Origin of the sequence: Paenibacillus pasadenensis DSM 19293 (assembly GCF_000422485.1) — a bacterium.
Taxonomy (GTDB): Bacteria; Bacillota; Bacilli; order Paenibacillales; family Paenibacillaceae; genus Paenibacillus_O; species Paenibacillus_O pasadenensis.
In genome coordinates this window covers 104,975-115,563 of sequence record NZ_AULW01000045.1, presented here as the reverse complement: position 1 = coordinate 115,563, position 10,589 = coordinate 104,975, and the positions used below count along the sequence as shown (strand labels likewise).

General features: G+C 65.9%; 6 protein-coding genes. 1 reads left to right on the top strand and 5 read right to left on the bottom strand.

Annotated elements, in window-relative coordinates; all coding sequences use genetic code 11:
- Positions 1-554: 554 nt before the first annotated feature.
- Positions 555-1,481, bottom strand: coding sequence for a helix-turn-helix domain-containing protein (locus tag H582_RS0107160; protein ID WP_307719997.1), 927 nt, complete (start codon positions 1,479-1,481; stop codon positions 555-557).
- 267 nt (positions 1,482-1,748) lie between these two features.
- Between H582_RS0107160 and H582_RS0107155 the strand changes: the two genes are divergently transcribed.
- Complete coding sequence (locus H582_RS0107155; protein ID WP_028597993.1) at positions 1,749-3,116, top strand: MATE family efflux transporter; 1,368 nt, start codon at positions 1,749-1,751, stop codon at positions 3,114-3,116.
- 199 nt (positions 3,117-3,315) lie between these two features.
- On the opposite strand, the gene H582_RS0107150 is transcribed toward H582_RS0107155, so the two are convergent.
- The 4 genes from H582_RS0107150 to H582_RS0107135 all read right to left on the bottom strand — a co-directional run bounded on the left by H582_RS0107150 (position 3,316) and on the right by H582_RS0107135 (position 10,547).
- Positions 3,316-6,057 (bottom strand): alpha-mannosidase, encoded by a 2,742-nt coding sequence (locus H582_RS0107150; protein WP_028597992.1) that lies wholly within the window; start codon positions 6,055-6,057, stop codon positions 3,316-3,318.
- Between the two features lie 226 nt (positions 6,058-6,283).
- Entirely contained in the window at positions 6,284-7,612 is a 1,329-nt protein-coding gene (locus tag H582_RS0107145; protein ID WP_028597991.1) for a glycoside hydrolase family 125 protein, read from the bottom strand.
- A gap of 169 nt (positions 7,613-7,781) precedes the next feature.
- The gene (locus tag H582_RS0107140; RefSeq protein WP_043111039.1) at positions 7,782-8,714 is read right to left on the bottom strand and encodes a carbohydrate ABC transporter permease; all 933 of its coding nucleotides are present in this window, start codon (positions 8,712-8,714) and stop codon (positions 7,782-7,784) included.
- A gap of 894 nt (positions 8,715-9,608) precedes the next feature.
- Positions 9,609-10,547 carry an ABC transporter permease gene (locus H582_RS0107135; protein WP_028597989.1) on the bottom strand — a complete coding sequence of 313 codons (939 nt, stop codon included), beginning with the start codon at positions 10,545-10,547 and terminating at the stop codon, positions 9,609-9,611.
- Positions 10,548-10,589 lie beyond the last annotated feature (42 nt).

The window sequence follows — 10,589 nt, the reverse complement described above, 5'->3', positions numbered from 1 at the left end:
CGGTAAGCTGTAACCCGATTGTTTCGGGTTGGAGCTGGATGGGTCGGTGAATTCGGGAGAACGGAATGTGTTCCCGCTCCGCGAGCGGCAGCAGGTTCCGAGCGCCAGCTCCCTGTTCCGCGAAGAGGAGCAGGCAGGGGGTCAGCGGTCAGGGACCAGGCGATGACGGGCGAGGGAACCGAGCCTCTCCGTCTGATCGAATCCAAAGAGCGAAGCGGACGGGGGCTCGTGGAGAAGCGGCAGCGGTTCCCTTGGAGGCCGGATTCCTTCCTCTTCGGAAGAATACGATCAAAGGAATCTGGGCTCCAGGGAGATCGGAACGAGTTCCCGCTCCGCGAAGCGGGTGCCGGTTTCCCCTCCGCTCGGTGGAGCGGAGCCAGCCGGATTTCGCCCTCCGCTCGGTGGAACGGAGCCAGCCGGATTTCGCCCTCCGCTCGGTGGAGCGGAGCCAGCCGGTTTTCGCCCTCCGCTCGGTGGAGCGGAGCCAGCCGGTTCCGCCCTCCGCTCGATGGGGCGGCCAGATCTCGTTCCGCGCGCCAGCCGCCCTCCGGGCTTCACGCATGCGAGAAGCGCTGCCGGTAGCTGCGCGGCGACAGCCCCTCGTACTTGGCGAAGCAGGAGGCAAAGTACGCCGCCTGGTTGAACCCGACGTCGCCGGCGATGCGCGAGACGGGATAGTCGGTGCGCAGCAGCAGCAGCTTGGATTGGTCGATGCGGTAGCGCAGCAGGTATTCCTTCGGCGAGCAGCCGAATTCCTTTTGCATGCAGCGGGCGATGTAGACGGAGTGGAAGTTCAGGCTCTCGCTCATCGCGCGGGCGCTGATGTCCTCGCGGTAATGCTGGCGCAAATAGGCCGCGGCCTGCGCGGCGCACGCCGCCGAAGGCGACGTCGAGCGCGCGTCGAGACCGGCCGACAGCTGCTGCAGCAGCTCCTGGAACAGGATCTGCTGGCGCCAGAGCGCGCCGCCGACCTGGCCGCTGCTCGTCATCGCCGTGAGCTGCCCGAGCAGCTCGAACATGCGCGCGGGCTCGACCAGGTCGGCGTACTGCGGCATCTGCACGGAGAACAGCGGCGCGTTCATTTTCCACTCGGCATCATGGGCGTTGTCGGGCTCCTCCCCGGCGAAGACGTCGCGGCCGATCCATTCTCCCCGCGGATCGCGGTAGAGCGGCAGCCGCTCGTCGGTGGCGGTCCAGTAGCCGTCATGCTTGAAGTGCAGCCAGTAGCAGCGTGTGCGCATCCGCGTCGGCGCCGTGCCGTAATGATGCGCGTCGGGCCGCAGGATGAGCGCCTGTCCGGGACCGACCTCGTAGCTCCGATCGCCCTCGGTGACGAGCAGCTCGCCTTCCTCGACGGCGAGCAGGTCGAACAGCCCGATGTTGCAGCGGTCGACATGGACCATGCCGGGAGGGTGGTCCTCATGCCCGCTCGCGATGTAGTAGGGCAGCGGGGGCAAGGCGAATTGCAGCAGCTTCATCATCGGCTCCTCTCCGGCGGAACGGGCCCGCAAGCGGTCCGTTTTCAGCCTTCGCATCAAGTTTCTTTTTTGAAAGTTCAGGTTGCATCCGTGATACCTCGAAGCCAGTATAGCACTTATAATACGGATGGACCAACAAGCTCGGCACAAGGCTCAATCCCGCTCCATTCCTAGGAATATTAGGTTGTTAGGCGGCAAGGTCGACGAAAGGGCTTTCATGTCGGAGCTACGCTTCTTGTATGCCAGCAATCCAGGATGGAGGTTTCATTCATGAAAAACCGCAACTACTCGCTATGGGCGCTTTCCTGGCCCATCTTCATTGAGCTGTTCCTGCAGTTCCTGCTCGGAGCGGCGGATACGTTCATGGTCAGCGAGATCTCCGACGACGCGGTCGCGGTCGTCGGCTTCTCGCATCAGCTGTTCAACGCGCTGACGGTGCTGTTCACGGTCATCGCCAGCGGCGCCGGCATCCTCATCGCGCAGAAGCTCGGCGCGCGCAAAGAGGAGGACGCCCGCTCGATCAGCATCATCGCGCTCAAGACGACGGTGCTCATCGGGGCGGCGATCAGCGTGCTGCTCATCGCGCTGCCGGGCCCGATCGCGAGCCTGCTGCAGATGCCCGAGGAGCTGCTGCCGCTGGCGCGCACCTACATCTCGATCGTCGGCGGCAGCATGATCCTGGCGGCGATCATGAGCACGCTCAGCGCGGCGATCCGCAACACCGGCAATACGCGCGGACCGATGTATACGGCGATCGGCATGAACGTCGTGCATATCTTCCTCAACTACGGCTTCATCTACGGCGCGTTCGGCCTGCCCGAGTGGGGCCTGGCGGGCGTCGCGATCAGCACCGTCGTCAGCCGCCTGCTCGCTTCGGCGCTGCTCGTCTACATGTTCCTGTTCGCGTTCGAGCGCCGCATCTGGTGGGGCGACATCAAGCTGTGGAGCCGCAGCCTGTTCCGGGAGATCCTGCGCATCGGCTGGCCGCTCGGCGTCTACTCCGGCAACTGGGTGCTCTCGCAGCTCGTCATCTTCACGTTCATCGGCACGCTCGGCGCGGCCCAGCTGGCGGCGCGCACCTATATGAACACGCTGGAGTCGTTCTGCTTCCTGATCGGCTTCTCGATCGCGCTGGCGACGCAGATCCGCGTGGCGCATCTGTTCGGCGCGGGCAACACCCGGGAGGCGTACAAGGACGCGTACAAAGGACTGTGGATCGGCCAGCTCGTCGTCATCGCCAACTCGTTCATCATCTTCCTGTTCGGCAGCCAGGCGCTCGGCCTGTTCACCTCCGACCCGGATATCCTGGCGATCTGCGCCGGCCTGCTCGGCCTGAACCTGCTGCTGCAGCCGGGCAAGATGCTCAACATGACGATCGCCGATTCGCTGAACGCCGTCGGCGACACGCGCTTCACGATGTATGTCTCGACGATCAGCATGTGGGGCGTGGCGGTGCTCGTGTCCTATTTCTTCAGCATCCATCTCGGCTATGGTCTGACCGCCATCTACATCTGCATGATCGCTGACGAATACTTGCGCGGCTTCGTCTGCTGGCTGCGCTGGCGCAGCTTCAAGTGGGCTTCCCGCGCCGGATCGCCCGAGCTGCCGGCGCAGGGCGCAGCAGCCGCGGAGGCGTGAGGCCGCCGGCCTGAGCCTCGCAACCGCAAAGACGGTGCCTATCCCCTAAAGGATAAGCACCGTCTTTTTTCTGCGAGCGTTATTTTAGCTGCGGGCTGGAGAGCGCCGCTTCGGACTGGCAGAGCGGCTGCGAAAGCGAAGCAAGGGAACAAGTTCCCTTGTGCAAGCGCGTGCGTGCCGAGCCAGCCGCGCCGCCGCCTCAGCGCAGGCCGATCGTCACGATCTCGGCCGGCCCGACGGCGAGCTCGAGGCGGCCGTCCCGCAGCTCGAGCGCATCCGCCGTCTCCTGCTCGAGCACGCCGGATTTGTAGGCGCTCGAAGCGCCGGCCGGGGCCAGCAGCCGCAGCGAGGCGGGCTCGCGCTTCAGGTTGTACAGGCGCACGACGAGGTCGCCGGTGACGGGGCTGGCCTTGAAGGCGGAGAAGGCGATCGACTCGCCCTCCCACGCCAGCGGCGAGCCGACGGCCGCGAGCTTGCCGACATGGACGCCGGTCTGCACCGCGGTCCAAGGCGTCTGCAGCTGGTACGCTTCGGCGAACGCGCCGCTCGCCGCGCCGTCGCCGCCATGCGGCACGAGCGCCAGGCGTGCTTCATGCGGCCCGATGCACTGGGCCTCCGGCGTCGGGAAGTAGCCCCAGTCGCCGAGCTCGCCGGTCGAGCGCAGCAGCGTGACGGCGATCGTATTGCGGCCGTCCCGCAGCACCTCGTACTCGCATAGGCCGACGTTGGCGACCGTCAGGCCGGCGGCCGAGCCGTTCGCGGCTTGGCCGCTCACATCGGCGAAAGCCTGCTGGTGCTGGGCGTTGCTCGGATTCTCCCATTCCGGAGCGGGCTCGGTCGAACGCACGGCCGCTTCGAAGATCGAGTCGGCGGTGTGCGTATCGGCCTGCAGGCCGGTCGGGAACAGCAGCCGGACGCGATGGTCGCGGGCCTGATTGTCGAACGAGCTGACGATGTCGAGCCGGCCGCTGCCCTGCTCCAGCGACAGCACCGTGCGCAGGCGCAGCGGGACGAGCTCGGCCGAGCGTCCGGCCTGGCGCTGCGGATAGTACACGATCTCGCGCTGCTCGCGGTCGAGCGTCTCGTCGGCCGACGCCGGCACGGCCCATTCGTGCACGATCTCGAGCGAGGCGCGGCCGGGGCCGTTCTCCACGACCGACACCGACGCCGGCACGCCGCGCGTCGTCAGCGGCTCCACGCCCTTCGGCGCCATGAACATGTACTCGTTGCCGATGTCGCCGCTGTCCTCGTAGATTCCGAGGCCGGGGAACGTCTGTCCCGTGCGCCGATCGGTCAGCGCGAACGAGCCGTCCTCCGCCACCTCGACGCGGAGCACGCCGTTGTCGAGCGTGCGGGCATCGGCCGCGATGTCGGGGGCCTTCTCCGGCCGCGCGTCCGAGCGGACCCAGGCGTAGGCGGCGTGGCCGAGCGCCGGCACGGCGTCCGCCTGGAACGTCAGGCGCACGCGGCGGCACTGGTACGGCTGGCGGAACGCGTCGTCCGGCAGGTCGTAGCCGAACTGGAGGCCGAGGTCCTCGACCTTGCAGGCCAGCGTCCGGCCATCCGCGTCGACGAGCGCGCGTCCGCTCAGGTCGAGCTCCTTCATGCGGCGGTTCATCTCGCCGAAGCCGACGCCGTCGCGGAAGTAGATCCGCGCCGCGTCCAGCTCGACCGATACGGTGCCGCTGCGCTTCCAGCCCGAAGGGTTGAAGACGACGAACGGCAGCGCATCCGCGCCATAGCTGCCGAAGACCGACGTGTCCACCGCCTCGGCGACGAACGCCGCCGAATCGGCCGCGATCGTCTCGGCGACATGGCGGCTCTTGTCGAAGCGGGTGACCATCTCGCGGTGCACCTCGTCGACGCTGCAGCCGCAGATGCTGTCATGCGGATGGTTTTGAAGCAGCAGCTTCCAGGCGTAGGCAAGCAGATGCTGGGGGTAGTCCTTGCCGACGAGGCGGGCGTAGGCGGCGAGCGGCTCGGCCGAGCGCTCCAGCACGGACTGCCCGGCGGCGTTCAGCTGCTTCAGGTAGACGCGCGAGGAGGCAGTGTTGACGAGCGTGCCCCAGCCGTCGGTGAGCTGGCTGCGCAGCTCGCCGCGCACGACCGACAGCGCGGACCCGTCCGCTGCCGCGCGTACGGCGTCGAGATAGTCCGGGAAGTTGGAATGGACGAATTCCACGTCCGGCTCCACGGCGCCGGCGACGCGGATTGCCTCGGCCAGGTCGGTCTGGATCGGCTGATGGTCGCAGCCGTTCATGAACAGCAGATGCGGCGTCGAGGCGTAGCGCCCGGCGTCCGCCAGCTTGCGCTCCCAGTAGGCGCGGGCCTGCTCCTCGTCGGTCGGCACCTCGTTGCCGTTGGAGTACCAGTTGGCGAACAGGATGCCGAGCACGCGCGAGCCGTTCGGTCCTTCCCAGACGAGCTCGGAGAAGGAGCTCTCATAGGCGCTCGACTCGCCGACCTCGTTGTTGAAGCCGGTCGGCTTGACGCCGCGGCCGAACAGCGCGTTGTCGATGCCCGCCTGCCGCATCAGCTGCGGCGTCTGGCCGAACAGGCCGAACGTATCCGGGAAGTAGCCGATCTTGGATACGGGACCCCAGCGGCCCGCTTCCTCATGGCCGATCTGCAGGTTGCGGACGTTGGCCTCCCCGCTCGTCAGGAAGGCGTCCTGCAGGATGTACCACGGCCCGATGCCGATGCGGCCCTCGCGGATGAGCTTTTCGAGGCGGGAGCGGTTCTCCGGCCGGACCTCGAGGTAGTCGTCGAGGATGATCGTCTGGCCGTCGAGGAAGAAGCTGCGGTAGCCGGGATCGGTCTCCAGCGTGTCCAGCAGCGAGTCCATCAGCTGAACGAGGCGGACGTGGTGCTTCTCGTACGGGAGGTACCATTCGCGGTCCCAATGGGTATGAGAGAGGATGTGCGCGGTGCGCTTGGTCATGGCGATCGGTCCTTTCGGTGCAGGATGGTTCCAGCATACCTGTCCGGCATGCGGAAGATCTATCGAAGATGGCGACGGCCGCCCTGCGATCGGACGACAGGTCCGGGCGCGAGGCGGCCGTGCGGATGGATCGGCGCCAGGGCGGGCCGAGGGCGGCAGCGCGCGAAAAAAGCGCAGCCGCCGGCCATAGCCGCGGCCGCTTGCGGCTTGACGCTGTTGGCGACGGTCAGCCGCGGCCGATCAGGCCGTCCTGCATCGCCCGCCAGACGAGCTGGGCGAACAGGCTGTTCGACCAGGCGAACCATTTGCGCGTGAATACGGACGGGTCGTCGGAATGGAAGCCCTCGTGCATGTAGCCGGTGTCGGCGTCGGTCGCCTCGAGCAGGTCGATCATCGCGAGCTTCTCTTCGTCGGAGATCGCGGTCAAGCCTTGCATCGAGAGCGCCATATGCCAGATGTAGCCGTCCGGCGTGTGCGGGCTGCCGATGCCTTTGGCCTGCTTGCCTTCGAAGTAGTACGGATTCTCCGAGCTCAGCGCGAAGCGGCGCGTGTTCAGGTAGATCGGATCGTCTGCGGCCGCATAGCCGAAGTACGGGATCGACATGAGGCCCGGCGTGCCGGCGTCGTCCATCAGGCAATGGTTGCCGTAGCCGTCCGTCTCGTAGGCGTAGATCGGGCCGAACTGCGGGTGGCGGAAGATGCCATACAGCCGGATGCCGTGCTCCACCTCGGCGGCGAGGTCGGCGAGCTCCTTGACGAGCGCCATGTCGCGGAACACCCACTCGGCGATCTCCTGCATCTGGCGCATCGTCACGACGGCGAACATATTGGCCGGAATGTTGTAGTGGAAGTCGCAGGCGTCGTCGCTCGGGCGGAAGCCGGACCAGATCATGCCGGTGTAGTTGACCGGCATGCCGAGCCCTTTGTTCCGGAGGGAGTCCTCCGGGATGCCGTTGTCGCGCACGAAGCGGTACGGCGACTGCTCGAAGTGCCGCTGCTCCCTTTTCCACAGGTCGATCGCCGCGCGCATCGCGCGCTTGAAGTCCGTGTCGAAGATGGCGGTATGCTTCGTCTCCTGCCAGTAGGCGTAGGCGAGGCGGAACGAGAAGCAGATCGAGTCGAGCTCGAACTTGCGCTCCCACACCCACGGCCCCATATCGGTCTCGTCGGTCGTGTTCCAGTGCCAGTCGTTGGCCGATTCGTTGAACGCGTTGGCGTAAGGGTCGATGAGGATCATCGCCATGTGGCGGCGGATCAGCCCTTCGAGGATGCGCTGCAGGCCGGCGTCGTCCTTGGCGAGCGGCACGTAGTGGATGACCTGCTCGACGGAATCGCGCAGCCACATGGCCGGGATGTCGCCGGTGATGACGAACGTCGTGCCGTCGGGCATCAGCTTGGTCGTCGTCTCCAGCGTGTTGGGGAAGCAGTTGCGGAAAAGCCGCTGCAGCTTCGGCCGGCCCGCGAGCTTGGCCTCGGCGTCGTCCAGCGCCTGGCGCACGGCCGCCGGCAGCTTCAGCTCCGGCATCGGAATGGCGGGAAGTCGGAATTGCTCCATGATCGGTCCATCTCCTTGAGCTATAGTGGGGGTTCGCCCGCGCGGCTGCCTGCGCCCGCGCCCGAGGCGTCGGGAGCTGCGGAGGAAGGGAGGGAGGCAGCCTCCTTCCCTTCCTTCAGCGGTTCGTTAGGCATGTTAGGCGGCGAACCCCGGTTGAGTTAGCGATAACCTACTCTTTTACCGCGCCGATCGTCAACCCCTGCACGAAGTAGCGCTGGAAGAACGGGTAGGCGAGCACGATCGGGCCGGTGGCCAGCACGACCATCGCCATGCGGGCCGTATCCTGCGGCATGTTCTGCAGGCCTTGGGCGAGCGAGGCGTTGCTCGACGCCTGCGACAGCAGGAACTGCATGTTCGTCTCGATGCGCATCAGCATGGACTGGAGCGGCACGAGATTCGGATTTTCGATGTAGAGCAGGGCGTTGAACCAGTCGTTCCAGTAGCCGAGCGTGCTGAACAGCGCGATCGTGGCCAGGCCCGGCAGCGCGAGCGGCAGGACGAGCTTGTAGAAGATCTGCAGCTCGGAGGCGCCGTCGATCTTGCCGGACTCGATGATGGCGTCGGGCACCATCGTCATGAAGAACGTGCGCATGATGAGCACGTAGAACGCGTTCACCATGAGCGGAAGGATGAGCGCCCAGACGTTGTCCTTCAGGCCGAGCATCTGCGTCACGACGATGTACGTCGGCACGAGGCCGCCGTTGAACAGCATCGTGAAGAAGGCGAAGAAGTTGAAGAACTTGCGGTACTGAAAGCTCTTGCGCGAGATGCCGTAGGCGTACAGCGTGACGACGAGCAGGCCGAGCGCCGTGCCGACGACGGTCACGAAGATCGTGACGCCGTAGGAGCGGAGCAGGGCGTCGCCGTTCTGGAGCACGTAGCGGTACGCTTCGAGGCTCCACTCGGCGGGAATCAGCCGGTAGCCGTCCGCGGCCAGCGCCTGCTCGTTCGTGAACGAGATGATGATGATGAAGACGAACGGGAACACGCACAGCAGCGCGAACAGGCCGGCGACGGCGTGGAACGCCGCGTTCCACGCCGGACTCAGCTTATGGAAGTCGCGGGCCGCCTTGGGCGGCAGCGTGGCAGACGGTTTGGACATGGTAGGGCTCCTTTCTTGGGGGAAAAGGCGGGAAGGACGGGAGACGGTAGCGGATGCTCCTGGCCTTCGGGAATGCCGCTGGGAGACTGCTCGATCGGCTCTCGGAAAGCCGCTGGGAGAAGCGGACTGCTCGACCGGCTGCCGGAACGCCGCTGCGAGAAACGGAATGCTCGACCGGCTCCGGGAACGCCGCTGCGAGAAACGGAATGCTCGACCGGCTGCCGGAATGCCGCTGCGAGAAACGGACTGCTCGACTGGCTCCCGGAATGCCGCTGCGTGAGACAAGCCTTCCTCCGATCCCGCTGGAACGCGGATGCCTGGATCGCCCGACCCCCGAAGGGGTGGGCATCCGCCTTCCAAGGGGACCGCTGCCGCTTCTCCGAAAGGCCCGTCTCCCTCCGCTCCATCGTCCGCCGGTCTCCCGTCCGTCCCGCCCCCTGGTTTTGGGGGCGGTGGTGCGCCTCCCGCAATCTGGGAGGCGGCAGGCGCTAGCCGCGCTTGACGCCGCGCGAGCGGCCTCGCGCCTCAAGCGCCGGAACAGCCGGAATAATCGGCTGTCGAAGGCCCGCCCGGCGGAGCGGGCTGGATTGCGGCAGCAGGGGAGCGGAGGCGGCGAATTCTCCTGGAGAAGCGGGAGCGGTTCCCTTGGAGGCCGGATTCCCACCCTTTCGGGGAGGGAATTCAGAGGAATCTGGGCTCCAGAGGAATCGGAGGGAGATTCGTCCGGCGCAGCGGACTCCCTGCACGTCAGCGGAATGCTCCGGCGCAGCGGGCTCCCTGAGCGTCAGCGAAAAGGTCCGGCGTAGCGGACTCCCTGCGCGTCAGCGGAATCTCCGGCGGAGCCGGCCGAATTGCGTCAGCGGGCTCCCTGAGCGTCAGCGGATAGGTTCGCCTTTAGAACAGCGTGTTGTCCTTGTTCACCCGGCCGACGATCCAGTTGGACGTAATGACCAGGATGAAGCCGACCAGCGACTGGTACAGCCCCGCCGCCGTCACCATGCCGAACTCGCCGGTCGTCTTGAGGCCGCGGTACACATAGGTGTCGATGACGTTCGTCACCGAGTAGAGCGCGCCGGAGTCGCGAGGCACCTGGTAGAACAGGCCGAAGTCGGCGTAGAAGATCTTGCCGATCGCGAGCAGCGTCAGGATCGTCATGAGCGGCGTCAGCATCGGGATCGTAATGTTCTTGATCTGCTGCCACTTGTTCGCGCCGTCGATCATCGCCGCCTCGTACAGCGAGCGGTCGATGCCGAGGATCGAGGCGAGGTAGACGACGCTGTTGTAGCCGATCGCCTTCCACAGGCTGATGAACACGAGGATGAACGGCCAATACGTCGGATCGGAGTACCAGTTGACCGGATCGAGGCCGATGCCGCGCAGCGCCTGGTTGAGCAGCCCCTTGTCGAGGCTGAGGAAGCTGAATGCGAAGTAGCCGACGATGACCCAGGACAGGAAGTACGGCATGAACATGCCCGTCTGGTACAGCTTGGACATGCGCTTGCTCGCGATCTCCGACAGCACGATCGCCATGGCGACCGCCGCGACGAGGCCGATGACGATGAAGACGACGTTGTACAGCAGCGTGTTGCGCGTGATGATCCAGGCGTCGTTCGTGCTGAACAGGAACTTGAAGTTGTCGAGCCCGACCCACGCGCTGCTGATGACGCTGTCGATGAAGCCGTGGCGGCTGACGCGGTATTCCTTGAAGGCGATGACGGCGCCCGCCATCGGGATGTAGGAGAAGATGAGGAACCACAGCGCGCCCGGCAGGACCATGAGCAGGATCGCCTTGTTGCGGTTCAGGCTGCGGAAGAAGCCCGCCAGTCCGTTCATGATGGCATGCCCCCTTGGATGAGATTGGATGATGTACGGCCG

Bases quoted from the DNA above. Each gene is read 5' to 3' on its own strand.
- H582_RS0107160 (WP_307719997.1), bottom strand. From the start codon at position 1,481: ATGATGAAGCTGCTGCAATTCGCCTTGCCCCCGCTGCCCTACTACATC.
- H582_RS0107155 (WP_028597993.1), top strand. From the start codon at position 1,749: ATGAAAAACCGCAACTACTCGCTATGGGCGCTTTCCTGGCCCATCTTC.
- H582_RS0107150 (WP_028597992.1), bottom strand. From the start codon at position 6,057: ATGACCAAGCGCACCGCGCACATCCTCTCTCATACCCATTGGGACCGC.
- H582_RS0107145 (WP_028597991.1), bottom strand. From the start codon at position 7,612: ATGGAGCAATTCCGACTTCCCGCCATTCCGATGCCGGAGCTGAAGCTG.
- H582_RS0107140 (WP_043111039.1), bottom strand. From the start codon at position 8,714: ATGTCCAAACCGTCTGCCACGCTGCCGCCCAAGGCGGCCCGCGACTTC.
- H582_RS0107135 (WP_028597989.1), bottom strand. From the start codon at position 10,547: ATGAACGGACTGGCGGGCTTCTTCCGCAGCCTGAACCGCAACAAGGCG.